This window comes from Oerskovia sp. NPDC057915 (assembly GCF_042887685.1).
Classification (GTDB): domain Bacteria; phylum Actinomycetota; class Actinomycetes; order Actinomycetales; family Cellulomonadaceae; genus Oerskovia.
Window position 1 is genome coordinate 172,699 of the sequence record NZ_JBHVOS010000005.1, and the last position, 18,426, is coordinate 191,124.

The following is an 18,426-nucleotide window of genomic DNA, read 5'->3' on the forward strand; positions in this document are numbered from 1 at the left end:
CCTCACGCCCGAGCGGCACGCGCCTCCCGCGCGAGCGGGACGATCAGCGGCGCCCCCGTCTGCGGGTCAGGCACGACCTGGCACGCGAGCCCGAACACGTCCTCGACGAGGGCGGCCGTCATGACCTCGTGGGGGTCGCCCTGCCCGACGACGGCCCCGTCCTTCATGACGACCAGGTGGGTCGCGTAGCGCGCGGCCTGGTTGAGGTCGTGCAGCACGGCGACGACGGTCCTGCCCGCGGCCCGCAGGTCCTGGCAGAGCTCGAGGATCTCGATCTGGTGGGCGAGGTCGAGGAACGTCGTCGGCTCGTCGAGCAGGACGACGTCGGTGTCCTGGGCGAGCACCATCGCGAGCCACACCCGTTGGCGCTGCCCGCCCGAGAGGTCCGCGACGGGGCGGTCGGCGAGCGCCGTCACCCCCGTGGTGTCGAGCGCGTCGGCCACGACCCGCTCGTCGTCGGGGTGCCACTGGCGCAGGAGCGAGTGGTACGGGTAGCGGCCGCGTGCGACGAGGTCGCACACGCGCAGCGAGTCGGGGGCCACGGGGCTCTGCGGCAGGAGCGCGAGGCGCCGGGCGAGCTCCTTGCTGCGGTAGGACCGCACGTCCCGGCCCGCGAGGGTCGCGGTCCCCGCGAGCGGCACGAGGGTCCGGGACAAGGCCTTGAGCAGCGTGGACTTGCCGCACCCGTTGGGGCCGATCACGGCCGTCAGCTCGCCGTCGGGCAGGACGATGTCCAGGCCCTCGACGACCACGCGGCCGTCGTAGGCGAGCGTGAGACCGTGGGCGGCGAGCCCGCCCTCGGCGGGTCGCGCGGGCGTGGTGGTGCGGTCCGTCATCAGAGCCGGCCCTTCTTCCGTTCGTCGAGCAGGAGGTAGCCGAGGTACGCGCCGCCGATGGCCCCGGTGAGCACGCCCACGGGCAGGCCGTCTGCCCACGGCGCCTGCTGGACCACGAGGTCGGCGACGACCATGACGAGCGCCCCGGTGAGCGCGCTCGACACGATCCCCGCACCCGAGGAGCCCGTGAGCCGGCGTGCGATCTGCGGGGCGGTGAGCGCCACGAACGCGATCGGTCCGGCGACGCTCACGGCCCCGGCCGCGGCGACCACGGAGACGACGACGGCGCTCACCCGCGTCGGACGGGTGCGGGCCCCGAGCGAGTCGGCGAGCTCGTCGCCCATCTCGACGAGCCGCAGGCGCGGCGCGAGGGCCAGCCCGGACGGGACGACCACCAGGAGCACGAGGCCGATCGTCCGGGCGTGCTCCCAGGAGACGGCCGCGATCGACCCCGTGAGGTAGGCCGTGAGCTGCATGCCGTGGTCGCGCAGCACCGTCGAGACGACGTACTGGGTCACCGCCCCGGCCATCGCGGCGATGCCGATCCCCGCGATGACGAGACGGCTGGGCGAGGAGAACCCCCGCCCCGTCGCGACGAAGACGAGGGCCATGGCGAGCGCCGCACCGCCCACGGCCCCCACGGGGACCGGCACGACGCCGGGCCACAGCAGGCTCGTGAGGACGACACCCGCACCCGCCCCGGCGCCCAGACCGATCACGTCGGGACTGCCGAGAGGGTTGCGGGTGACGGTCTGGAAGAGCGCACCGGAGATCCCCAGGGCTGCGCCCGAGCCGATCGCGACCACGAGCCGCGGCCCGCGCAGGCGGTCGAGCACGAACCCGGTCTTGCCGCCGGGGTTCTCCAGCAGGGCCCCGGGCAGCTCGGCGAGCGGGATTCCGAGGCGTCCCATCGAGAGCGTCGCGACGGCGGTCGCGAGGATCGCCGCGAGCAGCACCAGGCTCCACACGGCGGCCCGGACGCTCACGGGCAGCGCGACCCAGCGCCCGACGCGCACGAGCGGACGAGCCGGCCGCCGGACCCGACCGGGGAGCTGCGGGCGCCCTGCGCCGGGTCGCGGCGCACGGCGGAGCAGGGTGGGTGCGCTCACGACTCGGCACGCATCCGGCGAACGGCCAGCAGGAGGAACGGGGCGCCGACGAACGCCGTGACGACGCCCACCGCGATCTCCTGCGGGCGCGCGACGACGCGTCCGACGACGTCGGCCGCGACGAGGAGCACGCCTCCCAGGACCAGCGAGTACGGCAGGGTCCAGCGGTGGTCGCTCCCGACGAGGCTGCGCACCACGTGCGGCACGGCGAGGCCCACGAACGCCACGGGTCCCACGGCAGCGGTCGCGGCCGAGGCGAGCACGGTCGCGGCGCCGATCCCGCCGGCACGGACCCAGCCGGTCCGCGTGCCGAGCGCGACCGCCGTGCTCTCGCCCAGCGCGAGCGCGTTCAGACCCGAGGCGAGCGCAGCGGCCGCGACCAGGCCCACGACGACGAACGGCAGGATCTCCCCGACGGCCGACAGGTCCCGACCGGCGAGCGACCCGACGACCCAGTACCGGTAGCCGTCGAAGACCTGCGGCCTGGTGAGGGTCACCGCCTGGATGTACGCCCCCAGGAGCGCGGTCACCACGGCCCCGGCGAGGACGAGCGGGACCACGCTGCCCCCCGAGCGGTGGCCGCCGACCAGGTAGACGACGAGGACCGCGAGCAGCCCGCCGGGGAGCGCCGTCCACACCGCGGCCGACCCAGCGGACAGCCCCAGGAAGCCTGTCGCGGTCACGATGCTCGCGGCCGCGCCGACGTTGACACCCAGCAGCCCGGGCTCTCCGAGCGGGTTGCGCGTGATGCCCTGGATGATCACTCCCGACACCGCGAGGGCGCCGCCGACCACGAGGCCGAGCACGGTCCGCGGGATCCGGCTCTCGACCACGGTCTGCACGTGCGCGTCCGCGTGCCCCTGGAGCGCCGCGACCACCTCGGAGACCGGCGTCGGCCTGCTGCCTGCCGCGAGGCTGACCAGGCTCACGACGACCAGGAGGAGCACGCACCCGACGAGGCCGAGCGCCCGGGCGGGGACGCGCCGTCGGGCACCACGACGCGCCCGGAGGCCCGCCCCGCGGGGCGGCGCCTCCGGACGCGCGGGAGCGGTCGTGCTACTGGACACTCTTCGCGATGGCCGCGTCGATCATGGGCACGTAGCGGTCGAGCGCCCACGGCACCGTCAGCGGGTTGATGATCGAGGACCCCGTGACGAACGGCTGGTCGGAGCTCGTGACGAGCGCACCCTTGGCGATCGCGGGGATCGCGGCGTACAGGGGCTGGGCCTCGATCTCCTGGCGCGTCTGCTCGTCGGAGTAGAACGTGAAGAGCAGGTCGCTGCCCGCGAGCTTGTCGGCGTTCTCCAGGCCGATCAGGGCCGAGTCGGTGCCCTCGGTCTCGTCGAAGGTCTCGGCGACGGGGTCGACCGTCAGGCCCAGTCCACGGACCATGGCGACGCGCTGCTCGTCGGGCAGGAACACGCCCAGGGTGCCGGGGCCGGTCGTGTACACGTAGGAGAAGGTGACGTCGGCGTACTCGGGGTGCGCCTCCTTCGAGGCCGCGAACTGGCCCTCGATCTCGTCGACGAGCCCCTGGGCCTCGTCGGGCCGGCCGAGCGCCGTCGCGATCGTCTCGATCTGCTCGTCCCAGTTGATGCTCCACGGCAGGTCCGGGTAGGCGACCGTGGGGGCGATGTCGGTGAGGATGTCGAACTGCTCCTGCGTGATCCCGGACCACGGGGCGAGGATGAGGTCCGGCTCGAGCTCGAGGATCGCCTCGACGTCGATCTCGGTGCCGCCCGTGAACTGGACGGGCAGCTCCTCACCCTCGGCCTCGAGAGCCTCGTGGATCCACGGGAGGTAGCCGGTGTCGTCGCTGCCCCACGGGTACTCCTCGATCCCGACGGGCGTGACGCCGAGCGCGATGGCCGTCTCGGCCGAGCCCATGCCGAGGGTCACGACGCGCTCGGGGGTCTTCTCGATCACGGCCTCGCCGAGCGCGCTGTCGATCGTGACGGGGAAGGCGCCGTCGGCCGCGGGCGTCGCGGCGTCGGAGCCGGCGCCCGCGTCGGTCGAGGAACCGCAGGCCGTGAGGGCCAGGGCACCGGCGACCAGGGTCGCGGCGAGGGCCGTGCGACGGGCTCGCAGGCGGGACGTTCCGGGCATGGGAGGGCCTTTCGTGGGGTCGGCAGCGGGACCCATCCGGGGGCTCACCACAACCGGAGCCACTCCGACTGAGTGTTGCCTTACCTTACTTCATCTTTCAAACGGATTGAAAGTTGCGGGTGACCGAGGCTGCGCAAATTGCCTTGCCCGCGGGGTACGCGGTCCGATGCACTGACCCGATGGACCCCGCCGCGAGAGACCTCTTCCCCGACTTCACCGTGGTCGAGCGCCTGGACACCTCGCGCGAGGTCCTGGACCACGCGGGCATCGTCCTGTCCCAGGGCCGACACTCCTGGTACAGCGGCCACTACCACCAAGAGAGCTTCGCGGGCCGCGCCCGCTACCTCTTCGCCGACTCCCCCACCTACCGGGGCGTCCCGACGGACAAGCTCGTGATCGGCAACTTCTGCCAGTTCGCGTCCGGGACCACGTTCCTGCTGGGCGGCAACCAGGGGCACGACATGGCCGCCGTGACGCCGTACGGCTTCAACTTCGTCGAGGGCGCGACCGACGCGTGGAAGCCCGTCGGCGACACGGTCGTCGGGCACGAGGTCTGGTGCGGGTACGAGTCGACGATCCTGGGCGGGGTGCGCATCGGCGTCGGCGCGATCATCGGGGCACGCGCCGTCGTCGCGAAGGACGTGGCGCCGTTCTCGGTGGTCGTGGGCGACGGGCGCGTGGTGCGCCACCGGTTCGACCCGGTGCGGCGCAAGCTGCTCTGGCGCGCCCGGTGGTGGACCTGGGACGACGAGCACGTCCGCGAGGCGCTCCCGCTCCTCCAGGGTGGGGACGTCGAGGCGCTCGCCAGATCGGTGGGCATCACGCCCGACGACGTCGCGCACGACCCGGACCCGGCCGACCTCACGGGAGCGCAGGCCGCCCTGCCGTCCGGGCACGAAGGCAGCACCGCCTGAGGGCGGGCCGCCGGGACGCACGAACGGGCCGCCCCGCCCCTCGACGTCGGTCGAGGGACGGGGCGGCCCGGGTGGTCGCGGCGCGCTCCGCGCACCGGGGTGCCGCCGGGCGGTGATCACCCGGCCGAGGGTCAGCGGTCGGCCCAGGCCTCCGGGTATCCGGGCAGGTCCTCGCCGCCGAACTTCGCGTAGTGCAGCGAGGGCATGTCCTTGTTGGCCTCGAGGTACGTGTCGAGGTCGTCCTCGGTGATGGGCGACTGCGGCAGGACCCACTCGGCCGGGACCTGCTCGCCGTTCCAGATCTTCTGGGCCGCGAGCACAGGCGTACGCCACTGGAACGTCGAGTAGACCGTGCCGAGGGCCGTCATGTCGGTGTCCTTCCACTTGCGCAGGAAGCTCAGCTCGTCCTCACCCATGAACACGGGGTAGGGCTTGCCGGCGTCCTCGAACGCCTCGACCGCCGCGACCGCGCCGTCACCCGCGTCCATCCAGATGCCGTCCACGTCACCGCGCTGCAGGTACTGCGTCACGATGTCCTTGATCTTCGCGCCGTCACCACCGGTGAACTCCTGGCCCACGACCTCGATCTCGCTCTCGGAGAAGATCTTGTCCGCCGCGGCCCAGCGGTTCTCCAGCACGTCGACCCCCGGGAGCACCCGCAGCGCGAGGACCTTCGAGCCGGGCTCGAGGTTCTCGACGAGGAACTCCGCACCGTCGGCGCCGTAGGCGTAGCCGCCGATCGGGTGGATGTACGTCACCATGCAGTCCGTGTTGACGCCGCGGTCGAACACGATGACGGGCTTGCCCGACGCGCACGCCGCCTCGACCGCAGGGGTCAAGGTCGCCGTGGTCGAGGGCGAGATGATGATCGCGTCGCAGTCACCGGCCTCCACGAACGCCTGGATGTCGGTGATCTGCTTGTTGTCGTCGTCCGCGGCGTCCGAGACGCGGAACTCCGAGATGTCGCCCGAGGCCTTGAGGACCTCGACCTGCTGCTGCATCGTGATGAACGCGGTCACGCGCCACGGGTTGGACAGCGACGCGTTGGAGAAGCAGAGCTTCTTGCCGCCCTCCTTCGTGTACTGCGCGGTGTCCACGTACTCGGGGTCGATCGCCTGCAGCCACGGCTGGCCCGCAGGTCCCTCGGGCACCGCGGTGCGCTGCGCGAGCTGGCGGTCGTAGTCGGCCTGCACGAACCACTGGCTGTTCGCACCGGACTCGTTCGACTCCTCTTCCGAGGCGGTGGCCCCTCCGGCGGCGGGGGCGTCGGGCACGTCGGTGCTGCACGCAGCGGTGAACAGCAGTGCCGCGGTCACGGCCCCTGCCATGAGAACTCGGGAAGAACGCATTTCCTGCTCCTGATGATCGAGACGTCGTCGTCTGATGGATGCGCTGGACGGTGATGCTGGTGGTGCTGGTGGTGACGGCAGCGGCGGACCGCCCGGCAGGAAACGGGCACGCCGCGTCGAACGGGGTGTTCGAGGGTGTTCGGCCTCTCGGGCGGTCTCGGCACCGAGCCGTCCGGGAGGAGGGCGCAGGACCTGCCGTCAGGACCTGCGGGAGCGGGCCTGCGGGTATCGGCCTGGGGGGTGGGTCTAGACCTTCGAGGCCTTCGCGGGACGCCCCGGGACGGGGGTGCCGAGGAGCGACAGGAGCTGAGCCCTGATCCGGAGCTCGCTCTCCGGTGCACAGGACTGCGGCCGGAACAGCGAGATCTGCTTGGTGCCCTCCATCGCGGAGAACATCACGCTGACCGCGCTGTCCACGTCGTCGCACTCGAGCTCCCCGGCCCCGACCGCCCGGTGGGTCAGGCCCAGGAAGTACCGTTCCGCCTCGTCCAGGAATCCTGCCCAGCTTGCCCGGACGTCCTGGTCGTAGAGCGCCTGCGCGACGATCTCCATCGTGAAGACCCGGTTCGCGTCGTCGAGCAGACAGCTGCGGACCGAGTACGCCACAGCGGCCTCGACCTTCGCGAACGCGCCGGTCGACTGCTCCGTCGCGCCGGTGATCGCCTCTCGCCACTGGCGGTAGTAGACCCCGCACGCTGCGAGCACGACCTCCTTCTTCGAGGAGTAGTGCCAGTACAGGCTGCCCTTGGTCACCCCGGCGCCTGCCGCGATCGCGTCCATGTTGACCCCGGCGATGCCTCGCGTCGAGAACAGCGTGAACGCTGCGAGCGCGAGCTCGTCGGGCTTGGCAACAGTGGGCGAGGACGTCGGCATGACGCCACCCTACCTCCTTCCATACTCACTGGTACTGCCGTGATCGACACCGGGCGGTCCGGTCGTGCGCCTGCCGACGCACGACCGGGATCAGGCGAACGCGGGCACGCGCTCGGTGAAGCCGGCCGCGGCGACCTCCTTCCGCAGCCAGGACAGCGAGTCGGCGAGCATCGGACCCCCCTGGCCCTCGCACTCGATGCTGAGCACGCCGTCGAACCCGCGGGCGTTGAGCCTCGCGAGGATCTGCCGGATGTTCTCGGCGTTCACGCCGTCCCCGGCGGCCACGTGGCTGATGGCGATACCCGTCGCCCCACCACGCACGGAGTCTGCGAGCGACTGCGAGACGTCCTTGATGTGCACGTGGTCGATCTTGTCGAGGAAGCGGTCGGCGAACTCGACCGGGTCGTTGCCCGCGATGAAGGTGTTCCCCGTGTCGAGGTTGAGGCGCAGCCACGGGGAGTCCCCGCAGAACGCGAGCATCTCGGCGAGCCAGTCGGGCCTGGTCGTGAAGTAGCCGTGGACCTCGATGGTCACGACGACCTCGTGGGCCTCGGCGACGCGGATGATCTCGCCGTAGCTCCGCTTCATGAGGTCGAGGGCCTCGCGATCCTCGAGCCCCTCGGGCTTGTGGAGGCCGTCGGTCGTGGCTACCCGGGGCGAGCCGGCGAGGGCCGCCCAGGCGATGGCCTTCTGGACGTAGGGCACGCCGACCGTGAGCCCGTCCCGCCCCGAGAGCGGGTAGGCGGCGTCGATCTGCGAGAACTCGACCCCGTAGGTCGCCATCTTCTTCCGGAGGAGCGCCGGGTCCTCGAGGAGCGAGACGTGCGGGAAGTAGCCGAGCCCGTGGATCCAGCAGGCGCCCTCGATCACGCCCGGCTCGATGTAGTGGACGTCGTTCTCCTGCGCCCAGGCCAGGGCCTGCTCGAACGACTTGTGGCTGGAGTTGAAGGCGTCGGTGTGGAAACCGATCCCGATCTGCGACATGAGACTCCTTCGTCTGGGTAGGAACGTACTGACCGGTGCAGGGTGCTCTTCGGGGAATCTGCGGCCTCAGCGTTCAGATCCCGTAGCGAGACGCGGCCCCGTGAGCCACCACCATACTGACCAGTATTGCAATGTGGTGACGCTGACACTAGCATCACGATCACGTTCTGACGACCATCAATCAGAAGTCGCCAGGTCGCTGGACGAACGGATCGCAGGGGCCCGACGCAACGAAGCGGACACGAGGGAGCACGGATGAGAACGCGAAGAGGGGCCGCACTGGCGGCCTGCCTGGCACTGTCCACAGGACTCGCAGGCGTACTGACAGCACCAGCCATCGCCCACGAAGGGCACGAGCACCCGGAGGCGCCGGAGTTCCGGGCGCTGATCTTCTCGGAGACGGCCGGGTTCGTGCACGACTCGGTCCCCGAGGCCAAGGCCATGTGGGACGAGCTCGCGACGGAGAACGGGTTCGAGGTCGTCCAGGCGACGGACTCGGCGCTCTTCACCGACGAGGGGCTCGCGGACTTCGACGTGATCGTCCTGGCCCAGGCGTCCGGTGACGTCTGGGACGCGGCCGAGGAGAGGGCTTTCGAGAAGTACGTGCGCGGGGGTGGCGGCGTCGTCGCCATGCACAACCCGCTCGACATGGAACCGGGCTTCCCCTTCTACCGCTCGCTCATCGGCACCGAGTTCACCGCGCACTCCGCCGCGGGCACGAAGGGAGAGATGGCGGTCGTCGACCACGAGCACCCCTCGACCGCGGACCTGCCCGAGCGCTGGGAGCGCAACGAGGAGTGGTACGGCTTCACCAAGTCGGTGCGTGGCGACAAGCACGTGCTGGCCCAGCTCGACCCGACGAGCGTCCCGACGTCGACCCCCGGACGCATGGTCGACCATCCGGTCACGTGGTGCGCGGACTACGAGGGCGGCCGGACCTGGGTCACCTCGATCGGGCACGCCAAGTCCTCCTACGGAGAGCCGAACGTCCGCAAGCACGCGCTGGGCGGCATCCGCTACGCGGCGGGCGTCGAGGAGGGTGACTGCGGCGGCACCGTGTGGGACGACTTCGACAAGGTGCCGCTCGACACCAACACCTCGGCCCCCTGGGGCATCGCGGTCGCGGGCGACGGTCGGGTCTTCTTCACCGAGCTCGTCCGCGGTCAGGTCAGGATCTACGACCCGGCGCTGCAGAGCACCGTGACGGCCGCGACCATCCCCGTGTACGGGGGCGGTGAGGACGGCATGCTGGGCCTCGCGCTCGACCCGCAGTTCGCGCAGAACAACTGGGTCTACCTGTACTACTCCCCCCGGGACGGAGGCTCGGTCAACCGGCTCTCCCGGTTCACCATGGACGGCAACACCATGCAGCTCGACACCGAGGTCGTGATGCTGGAGGTCCCCGCCGGCCGTGACGACAAGGAGATCGGCCACACCGGCGGCACGCTGCGCTTCGACGGCCAGGGCAACCTGTGGCTGTCCGTCGGCGACGACGTCGTGCCGTTCGAGTCCTCGGGCTACACCCCGATCGACGAGCGACCGGGCCGCGCGCACTTCGACGCCCAGGGCACCTCGGCCAACAGCAACGACCTGCGCGGCAAGCTCCTGCGCATCAGGCCCGAGCCCGACGGCACGTACTCGATCCCCGCGGGCAACCTGTTCCCCGAGGCCGAGGACGCCGCGGACAAGACCCGGCCCGAGATCTACGCGATGGGCTTCCGCAACCCGTTCCGCTTCTCGGTCGACGTCGACGGCACGGTCTACCTGGCCGACTACGGGCCCGACGCGGGCAGCGCCAACCCGAACCGTGGCCCCGCAGGCTACGTAGAGTGGCAGTCCATCAAGGCCCCGGGCAACTACGGCTGGCCGTACTGCCACGCGAACAACATCGCGTACAACGACTTCGACTTCGTGACGAGCACGTCCGGAGCGAAGTTCGACTGCGCCAACCCGGTCAACACGTCCCCGAACAACACCGGGCTGACCCAGCTCCCGCCGTCGATCCCCGCGGAGGTCTACTACTCCTACGGTGCGTCGGCGGAGTTCCCGCAGCTCGGCAGCGGTGCGGGTGCGCCCATGGCCGGACCGGTCTACCACTTCGACGACGCGCTCGACTCGGACCGCAAGTGGCCCGCGTACTTCAGCGGCACGCCGCTGTTCTTCGAGTGGGGCCGCAACTTCATCAAGGAGTTCCCGCTCGCCGCGGACGGCTCGCTGCTCGCGATCAACCCGGTGCTGTCGAACCAGCAGTTCCTCTCGCCGCTCGACCTGCAGTTCGGGCCCGACGGCGCGCTGTACCTCCTCGAGTGGGGTGGCGGTTTCGGTCGCGACAACCCGAACTCGGGCCTGTACCGCGTCGACTACGCCGCCGACGGCAGGGCGCCCACGGCCAAGGCCGCCGCGGACGTCACGACGGGGCTCGCCCCGCTGAGCGTGACCTTCTCGAGCGAGGGCACCGTCGACCGTGACGGCGACGAGCTCGACTTCGCGTGGGACTTCGGCGACGGCACCACCTCGACCGAGCAGGACCCGACCCACGTCTACACGACCAACGGCAACTTCGAGGCGCGCCTGACGGTCACGGAGCGCACCGGGTCTGCCAAGACGGGGACCGCCACGGTACCCATCGTCGTCGGGAACACGAGCCCGGTCGTGACGATCACGGCCCCGCCGAACGGCAGCTTCTTCCGCTGGAACGACGTCCTGCCGTGGAAGGTCGAGGTGACGGACGCCGAGGACGGCCAGATCGACTGCAAGGACGTCACGGTGCAGCCGGCCCTGGGGCACGACGAGCACGCGCACCCCACGCTGCCCGTCAACGCGTGCGAGGGCGAGGCGTCGACCATCCTCGACGAGGGACACCTCGAGGCGGACGCGTTCTGGGTCATCGACGCCCGCTACACCGACAAGGGCGGGGCCGCGGGCGTCCAGCCGATCACGACGAGCGCGACCAACGTCTACCGTCCGACGCGCTTCCAGGCGCACTACTGGGACGAGGTCAAGGGGGTCGCGGTCGAGAACAACGCGGCGGCCGAGCTCGGTCAGTACGTGGGCGACATCCAGGACGACGACTGGCTGCGCTACGAGGACATGAACTTCCAGGGGATCGACGCCGTGCGCTACCGCGTGTCGGCCGGTCCGGAGGGCGGCGGCCGGATCGAGATGCGCCTCGGCTCGCCGACCGGTCAGCTCGTGGCCACGACGCCCGTGAACAGCACGGGCGGATGGTTCACCTTCAAGGAGACGGACCCGACGCCGGTCACCGCCCCCGCAGGGACGCACGACGTCTACCTCGTCTTCCGCTCGAACCCGGGGGTCAACTGGTCGATGACGCTCGACGTCTTCGAGGCCGTCGGCTCCGGGGTCGGTGTCCCGCCCGAGGGCACGCCCCGCCAGGACACCTCGACCCAGGGGAGCTGGATCGGGAAGTACGGCACGGCGGGCTACGCGATTCCCCAGGTGGGCACGCAGCTCCCCCAGGGCGTCACGGTGGCTCCGGTGACGGGGACGCAGGCCTGGACGTGGGAGCAGAGCACGACCAAGCGGTCGGCGCTCCAGGTCCCGCCCGACGGCGCCGCGCGTCGTGCGTCGACCTGGTTCGGTGCCGGGGCGGCGGTCGACGTCACGGTTCCTGAGGGGTCGGTCTACGACATGTCGGTGTACGTCGACAGCCACGACATGGCCAGGACGCAGAACGTCCAGGTGCTGCGTGCCGACGGTTCGGTCCTGTACCCGGCGTTCTCGGTCTCGGACAACGCCGCAGGCGTGTGGCTCACGTACCGGATCGACTCCTCGGTCCGGGTCAAGGCCGACAAGGTGACCGGGCCGAATGCCGTGATCGGCGGCATCTTCCTCGACGTGCCCGACGTCGAGCAGCCCGCGCTCGCCGTCACGGCGACGGTCACCCCGAAGTGCGTCGCGGGGCGGGCGACGCTCACGGTCCGCGCGGTCAACGGTGAGGACGTCCCGGTGGACGTCGTCGTCGAGACCCCGCACGGTCACAAGACCTTCGCGGGAGTGGCGCCGGGCAGGTCGGCACAGCAGTCCTTCGCGACACGGGCCGCCGGCATCCCCGCGGGCGAGGTCACCGTGACCGCGACGGGCGACACAGGATCCGGTCCGATCACCACGGAGATCGTGACCGGCTACGAGGCGGCCGGATGCAGCTGACCGCCCTCGGGGCTCCTCGCACCTACCTCTCCTGAGGTGCTCGGAGCTCCTCACGAGCCCGGGGTCGGCGTCGTCCTTCTGTCGGACGGCGACGCCGGCTCCGGGCTCGACCCTGACGGGAAAAGCACGAAGGCCAGGAACCTTGCGGTTCCTGGCCTTCGTGTCTCTGTGCGCCCGGAGGGATTCGAACCCCCAACCTTCTGATCCGTAGTCAGATGCTCTATCCGTTGAGCTACGGGCGCCCGGCTGTTCGCGATTTCTCTTGAGCAGCCGTCGAGAAGACTACAACGAGATTCGCCGGATACTCAAACCGATACGGGCTGACCAGCCGCTTCGTGACGCACGACACCTACAGCGGCACGTCCCGGCCGAGCACGACGGTCCGCTCGCGGGGCAGGTCGAGCGTCTCGACGGGGTCGGGCACGATCCGGTAGAGGCCGAGGAAGAGCCGCTGGGACCAGCGGGGCATCCGTGACCGCGGGCTGGGTCGCGGTACGGACAGCGACACGAAGTAGGTCGCGGTCCCGAGGTCCACGCCGTGCATCACGTCGGGTGCGCCGCGCTGGACCTGGCCGAGGAGCCGCACGACCCGTGGTCGTTCCCGGAACCCGTAGGTCGCGACGATCTCGACGACGCCTTCGTCGCCGACGGCGGCGACCCGGTATCTTTCGGCGGCCGGGACGACGGGTCGGTCGGCCGTCGTCCAGCTCACGAGGAGGACGTGGCGCTGGAGCGCGTGGTTCTGCTCGACCATGGATCGCAGCGCGAGGGGCACGACGCCGCTGTGCCTGCTGAGGAAGATCGCGGTCCCTCGGGTCCTGGTCACGGAGCCGTGGGCCTCGAGGACGTCCTCGACGCGCTGGACGGTGGTCTCGAGCGCGAGCCGACCGCGCCCGACGTGCCGCTGGCCCGTCCACCAGGTCACCATGACGACGAAGACGAGGGCGCCGATCGTCAGGGGCAGCCATCCGCCCGAGCCGACCTTGGCGAGGTTGGCCGCGAGGAAGACGAGGACGACGACCAGGATCGCGCCGGCGACGACGAGGGGGCCGGTGGGGCGCCGTCGGGTCGTCCAGGTGTGGGCGAGGTAGACGACCGTGGTGATGGAGATGGTCAGCGTGACGGCGATGCCGTACGCGGACGCGAGCGCTGCGGAGGACCGGAACGTCAGCACGACGACGAGGACGGCCACGGCGAGGAGGGCGTTCACGGCGGGCAGGTAGATCTGCCGGCTGTTCACGGGCGACGTGTGGACGGTGCGCAGCGGGGGGAGCACGCCGAGGCGGCCGCTCTGGTGGACGACCGAGAAGGCCCCGGACACGACGGCCTGCGACGCGATGATGGTCGCGAGCGTCGCGAGGACCACGACGGGCATGGTCACGGGTGCGGGGACGAGCGAGAAGAACGGGTTGTCGGCGGCCTCGGGCGAGGCGATCAGGTGCCCGCCCTGTCCCAGGTAGCTCAGGGCGAGGGCTGGGAAGACGACGAACGTCCAGGCGCGGACGATCGGGCGCCTGCCGAAGTGCCCGAGGTCCGCGTAGAGGGCCTCGGCACCGGTGACGGCGAGGACCACGGCGCCGAGCGACAGGAACGCGGCCGCGGGGTGGTCGGCGAAGAAGAGCAGGACCCAGTGCGGGGAGACCGACACCAGGACCTCGGGCGTCTCGAGCACGCCCCGGACGCCGCAGGCCGCGATCGTGGCGAACCAGAGCAGCATGACCGGGCCGAAGAGTCTCCCGATCGCCCGGGTCCCGAACCTCTCGACGACGAACAGCCCCGCGAGGATCACCACGGCCAGGGGCACCACGAGCCGGGCGAGCGAGGGTTCGACGACCTCGAGCCCTTCGACGGCGGACAGGACGGAGATCGCGGGGGTGATGACGCCGTCCCCGAGGAACATCGCGGCCCCGAGCATCCCGAGGACCGTGAACACGACGGCCGTCCGGCGTCCGCCGTGCGCCCGGTCGAGGGTCCGCCGGAGCAGGCCGAGCAGGGCGAGGAGGCCGCCCTCGCCGTCGTTGTCGGCGCGCAGGAAGAGGCGGACGTAGAGGATGCTGACGACGAGGGTCAGGGTCCACAGGATCGTCGAGGTCATTCCGTAGACGAAGGTCCGGTCGGACTCGACCCCGGCGCCCCGGGCCGTCGCCACGACGGCCGTCGCGGCGTACAGGGGGCTGGTGCCGATGTCCCCGAAAACGACGCCCAGCGCTCCGACGAGGGCGACGGCCCCGGTCGTCCGCCCACCCGCAGCGCCGTCCGCAGTGCGTGAGATGGTGCCTCCTCGCCGCGCGTCGCAGGGAGCCCGCCGGCGGGCCCGGTCATCTCAGTGTCGTGCCGGTCCGCCTGGTCGGCCACACGATCACATCGGACGTCATACGTCCTGTAGTCTCGCATCCGCCGGCACGACCGCGCCGACGCACAGCCGGACCCCGCAGACGGAGGAACCCACCGTGAGACTCGCTCGGATCGCCACCCCCACCGGCCCTCGTCCCGTCGTCCAGGACGGCGACGTCTGGTCCGTGGTCACGGACCACCACGCCCCGGTCCTCGAGCGCACGGGCGAGACCCACCCCGTCGACGGCGCGCACCTCCTCGCCCCGTGCGAGCCACGTGTCGTGCTCGGCATGGCGCACAACAGCGGCCCGGCGGACCGCCTCGTCCCACCGCAGGCGTTCACCAAGTCGGCACGCACCGTGATCGGCCCGGGCGAGCCCGTGCGCCTCGACCCGGCCGCGGGCAAGGTCGTGGTCGAGGGCGAGCTCGCGATCGTCATCGGCCGCACGGCCCGCCACCTGACGCCCGAGCAGGTCCCCGGTGCGATCCTCGGCTGGACGGTGGGCAACGACGTCACGGCGTACGAGCAGAGCGCGCTCGACGACAAGTTCACGCAGTCCAAGAACGGCGACGGCTTCACGCCGCTCGGCCCGTGGATCGAGACGGACCTCGCGACGCCGGGCGACCTCGCGATCGACGTCCAGGTCGACGGCGCCACGCAGGCCGAGGCGTCGACGTCGGGTCTCGCGTGGGACGTCGTCGAACAGCTCGTCTACCTGACGTCGCACCTGACCCTCGGTCCGGGCGACGTGGTCCTCACGGGGTCGCCGAGCACGTCGGCGCACGTCCTGCCGGGCCAGACCTCCTCCATCACGATCGAGGGCGTCGGGACGCTCACGAACCCGATCGTCTGACCCGACCGCCGCCCGCCTGTCAGGACCAGCGCGGTCCGGGGCGGACGCTCGTCCTGACAGGTGTGCCGCCAGGCGCGCGGCCAGGAGGCGTGCGGCCGGGCCGTACGCCGCGAGGACGGCGACCGGTCCCCCCAGGGCATGACCCGCCGTCGGGCAGGTCCACACCGTGGCCGGACGCGGCGCACCCCGTCCCCGCCGAAGGATGGGAGCATGACGAACCTCGGCCCTGCCCCCTCGACCGGCTCGCCCCTCGTCGCCTCCGGGCTGACGAAGGTCTACGGCACCGACCACACCGCCACGCACGCCCTCGCGGGCGTCTCCCTCACGGTCTCGCCCGGCGAGTCCGTCGCCATCATGGGTCCCTCGGGCTCGGGCAAGACGACGCTCCTGCACTGCCTCGCGGGGATCCTCAAGCCCACGTCGGGCACGGTGTCCTGGCGTGGCGAGGACCTGACGACCCTGAGCGAGGGCCGTCGCACGGCCCTGCGCCGCCAGGACTTCGGCTTCGTGTTCCAGTCGGGCCAGCTCCTGCCCGAGCTCCCTGCGGTCGAGAACGCCGCCCTGCCCCTCATGCTCGCGGGCACGCCGCGCGCCGAGGCCACGCAGGTCGCGGCGGCCTGGCTGGCGCACCTGGGCCTGGCCGGCATGGAGCAGCGCCGGCCGGGCGAGCTCTCGGGCGGCCAGGCGCAGCGCGTCGCGATCGCGCGCGCCCTCGTCGGGTCGCCCGGCGTCGTGTTCGCCGACGAGCCCACGGGCGCGCTCGACCAGGGCACGGGGGCCGAGGTCCTGTCCGTCCTGACGTCCGCGGTCCAGGCGTCGGGTGCGGCGCTCGTGATCGTCACGCACGACGCGGGCGTGGCCCGCTACTGCTCGCGCACCGTCACGATGCGCGACGGCCGCATCTCGGGCGAGTTCCACGCGAACGCGCCCGCGCAGCAGCGGGCCCCGCAGGCCCAGGTGCCCGACGGCGCCACGAACGCCGCGATGGCCGCGCACCCCGCGAGCGGTACCCCCTCGGCACCGCACGACCCCACGCAGGGAGCGACCCGATGAAGGCCATCCTCGACCTGTGGTGGCTCCTTCGCCGCCGCAGCTCCGACAGCCGCGACCCCCAGGGGCTGACCAACGTCCTGGCGATCATCGCGTTCGCCGCGACGACCGCGATCCTGCTCGTCGTCGTCGGCGGCGTGGGTGCCTTCCTGGAGCGGGCGGGCGGGTTCGACGGCATGTCGGCCGGGGCCGAGGCAGGGGCGAGCTCGTACGACGGCCAGTACCCGATCTTCGCGGCCATCGCGTCCCTCCTGCTCCTCATCCCGCTCGTCACGCTGGGCGGGGCCGCGGCCCGCCTCGCCGTGGCCCGCCGTGACGCCCGGCTGGCGTCTCTGCGTCTGGCCGGGGCGACGACGGGGCAGGTCGCGACCCTCACGGTCCTCGACGCGGCCGCACAGGTCCTCGTGGGCGCCCTCCTGGGGCTCGTGGGCTACGCGGCCCTGCTGCCCCTGGTCGCGCAGCTGCGCTTCCAGGGCCGGACGTTCGAGCTCTCCGAGCTGTGGGTCGGCGTGCCCGCGCTGCTGCTCGCGGTCGTGGGCGTCGTGCTCGTTGCCCTGGTCTCGGCGGCCGTCTCGCTGCGCCGGGTCGCGATCACTCCCCTGGGCGTCGCGGCCCGCGTGACGCCGCCGGGCATGAAGGCCGTGCGGCTGGTCTCGATCGCGGTCGCCTTCGTCGCGATGCTCGTCGTCACGAACGTCTCGTTCGGCGGCGCGGGGGTCACGATCGCGGTCCTCACCCTCGTGCTCGTGGCCGGGTTCGCGACGCTCAACGTCGTCGGCCCGTTCGTGATCTGGGTCGTCGGTCGCCTGACCGCGCGAGCCGCGCGCAACGTCCCGACGCTCCTCGCGGGCCGCCGCATCGTCGACTCGCCCAAGACCGCGTGGCGCTCGGTCGGTGGCGTCGCCCTGGCGACGTTCATCGCCGGGATCACGAGCATCTTCGCGCTGTTCGACCCCGGCATGGGTGCCGACCCCGAAGAGGTCCAGTTCCTGGGCGACCTGGTCACGGGCGGCTTCCTCACCCTCGCGATCGCGGGGGTGCTGGCGGCGGTGTCGACGGGAGTCATGCAGGCCGGACGCGTGATCGACCAGCGCGGCGAGTACCGCGCACTGACGCTCGCGGGCACCGACCTCAAGACCCTCGACAAGGCGCGGTTCCGCGAGACCGTGATCCCCCTGGCCGCGAGCGTGGGCCTCGCGACCGTCGCGTCGCTCATGTTCATGGCGCCCGTCCTCGGTCTCAACGCGTTCGCGAACGCCGACGTGGTGCTGCAGTTCCTGGCGTGCGTCGCCGGGGCGTCGGCGCTCGTGCTGGCCGGGGCGGCCGCGTCGCGGTTCGTGGTGCGGTCGGCCATGGCCGCCTGACGCGCGCCACACGGCAGGCGAGCCCTGGCTCACGCCACGCCTACCGATGCCCGACGGCGGAGCTCACGTCCCGCCGTCGGGCACCGGTACGCGGGGGCTCCGTGAGCGCGGGCTCGCGCTGTGCGGACCGTGCGCAGGCACCGCGGATCGGGGCGGTTCACGCACAGCCGGCCCGGGGTGCGATGCACAGGGGGCCGCTCGGCGGCGGATGCACGGGCGGCCGCCCGGCGGCGTCGCCGCGCCGAGATCCCGGGCAACAGAAAAGGCCCCGGGCCTGACGCAGCCGGGACCTTCCTGAGCGGAGACGGAGGGATTTGAACCCTCGAACGGGTTGCCCCGTTACCACCTTAGCAGGGTGGCGCACTAGACCTGACTATGCGACGTCTCCATGCTCGGATGCTAGGCACCGAGCGTCGCAAGGCTACCTTCTCGGGGCGCTGCGGAGCAAAACAGGGGCGCGAGCGGCGCGTTCCCTGCCCTGCC

Annotated in this window: 13 protein-coding genes and 2 tRNA genes; 5 read left to right on the forward strand and 10 right to left on the reverse strand. The window is 71.8% G+C overall.

Annotated features, from left to right (window positions below; all coding sequences use genetic code 11):
* Positions 1–2: 2 nt before the first annotated feature.
* The 4 genes from ACFVQ3_RS05375 to ACFVQ3_RS05390 form a co-directional block, all read right to left on the reverse strand.
* A complete protein-coding gene (locus tag ACFVQ3_RS05375; protein ID WP_387636011.1) occupies positions 3–836 on the reverse strand; it encodes an ABC transporter ATP-binding protein in 834 nt (277 codons plus the stop codon).
* The gene (locus ACFVQ3_RS05380; RefSeq protein ID WP_387636013.1) at positions 836–1,945 is read right to left on the reverse strand and encodes a FecCD family ABC transporter permease; all 1,110 of its coding nucleotides are present in this window, start codon (positions 1,943–1,945) and stop codon (positions 836–838) included. Before ACFVQ3_RS05380 ends, ACFVQ3_RS05375 begins: the two co-directional genes overlap by 1 nt.
* Entirely contained in the window at positions 1,942–2,892 is a 951-nt protein-coding gene (locus tag ACFVQ3_RS05385; RefSeq protein WP_387636015.1) for a FecCD family ABC transporter permease, read from the reverse strand. The genes ACFVQ3_RS05380 and ACFVQ3_RS05385 overlap by 4 nt, the downstream gene beginning before the upstream one ends.
* Positions 2,893–3,001: 109 nt before the next feature.
* Positions 3,002–4,051: an ABC transporter substrate-binding protein gene (locus ACFVQ3_RS05390; RefSeq protein WP_387636018.1), complete on the reverse strand. Its 1,050-nt coding sequence runs from the start codon at positions 4,049–4,051 to the stop codon at positions 3,002–3,004.
* Between the two features lie 179 nt (positions 4,052–4,230).
* Between ACFVQ3_RS05390 and ACFVQ3_RS05395 the strand changes: the two genes are divergently transcribed.
* Positions 4,231–4,965, forward strand: a complete 735-nt coding sequence (locus ACFVQ3_RS05395) for a type B chloramphenicol O-acetyltransferase (protein ID WP_387636020.1) — start codon at positions 4,231–4,233, stop codon at positions 4,963–4,965.
* 131 nt (positions 4,966–5,096) lie between these two features.
* On the opposite strand, the gene ACFVQ3_RS05400 is transcribed toward ACFVQ3_RS05395, so the two are convergent.
* The 3 genes from ACFVQ3_RS05400 to ACFVQ3_RS05410 all read right to left on the reverse strand — a co-directional run bounded on the left by ACFVQ3_RS05400 (position 5,097) and on the right by ACFVQ3_RS05410 (position 8,171).
* Positions 5,097–6,314: a substrate-binding domain-containing protein gene (locus tag ACFVQ3_RS05400; RefSeq protein ID WP_387636022.1), complete on the reverse strand. Its 1,218-nt coding sequence runs from the start codon at positions 6,312–6,314 to the stop codon at positions 5,097–5,099.
* Between the two features lie 246 nt (positions 6,315–6,560).
* Positions 6,561–7,187 carry a TetR/AcrR family transcriptional regulator gene (locus ACFVQ3_RS05405; RefSeq protein ID WP_387636025.1) on the reverse strand — a complete coding sequence of 209 codons (627 nt, stop codon included), beginning with the start codon at positions 7,185–7,187 and terminating at the stop codon, positions 6,561–6,563.
* Between the two features lie 90 nt (positions 7,188–7,277).
* The gene (locus ACFVQ3_RS05410; protein ID WP_387636027.1) at positions 7,278–8,171 is read right to left on the reverse strand and encodes a sugar phosphate isomerase/epimerase family protein; all 894 of its coding nucleotides are present in this window, start codon (positions 8,169–8,171) and stop codon (positions 7,278–7,280) included.
* Positions 8,172–8,426: 255 nt separating this feature from the next.
* On the opposite strand from ACFVQ3_RS05410, the gene ACFVQ3_RS05415 reads away from it, so the two are divergent.
* Positions 8,427–12,341 carry a ThuA domain-containing protein gene (locus ACFVQ3_RS05415; RefSeq protein WP_387636029.1) on the forward strand — a complete coding sequence of 1,305 codons (3,915 nt, stop codon included), beginning with the start codon at positions 8,427–8,429 and terminating at the stop codon, positions 12,339–12,341.
* 169 nt (positions 12,342–12,510) lie between these two features.
* On the opposite strand, the gene ACFVQ3_RS05420 is transcribed toward ACFVQ3_RS05415, so the two are convergent.
* Positions 12,511–12,583, reverse strand: a tRNA-Arg gene (locus tag ACFVQ3_RS05420).
* Positions 12,584–12,690: 107 nt separating this feature from the next.
* Positions 12,691–14,613 (reverse strand): KUP/HAK/KT family potassium transporter, encoded by a 1,923-nt coding sequence (locus ACFVQ3_RS05425; RefSeq protein WP_387636083.1) that lies wholly within the window; start codon positions 14,611–14,613, stop codon positions 12,691–12,693.
* Between the two features lie 178 nt (positions 14,614–14,791).
* Here ACFVQ3_RS05425 and ACFVQ3_RS05430 point away from each other — a divergent pair, with 178 nt between their 5' ends.
* The 3 genes from ACFVQ3_RS05430 to ACFVQ3_RS05440 all read left to right on the forward strand — a co-directional run bounded on the left by ACFVQ3_RS05430 (position 14,792) and on the right by ACFVQ3_RS05440 (position 17,943).
* Complete coding sequence (locus tag ACFVQ3_RS05430) at positions 14,792–15,529, forward strand: fumarylacetoacetate hydrolase family protein (RefSeq protein ID WP_387636031.1); 738 nt, start codon at positions 14,792–14,794, stop codon at positions 15,527–15,529.
* 210 nt (positions 15,530–15,739) lie between these two features.
* A complete protein-coding gene (locus ACFVQ3_RS05435; RefSeq protein ID WP_387636033.1) occupies positions 15,740–16,582 on the forward strand; it encodes an ABC transporter ATP-binding protein in 843 nt (280 codons plus the stop codon).
* Positions 16,579–17,943, forward strand: a complete 1,365-nt coding sequence (locus tag ACFVQ3_RS05440) for an FtsX-like permease family protein (RefSeq protein WP_387636036.1) — start codon at positions 16,579–16,581, stop codon at positions 17,941–17,943. The genes ACFVQ3_RS05435 and ACFVQ3_RS05440 overlap by 4 nt, the downstream gene beginning before the upstream one ends.
* 299 nt (positions 17,944–18,242) lie before the next feature.
* Here ACFVQ3_RS05440 and ACFVQ3_RS05445 read toward each other — a convergent pair.
* Positions 18,243–18,331: transfer RNA gene (locus ACFVQ3_RS05445), tRNA-Ser, on the reverse strand.
* Between the last annotated feature and the right edge of the window lie 95 nt (positions 18,332–18,426).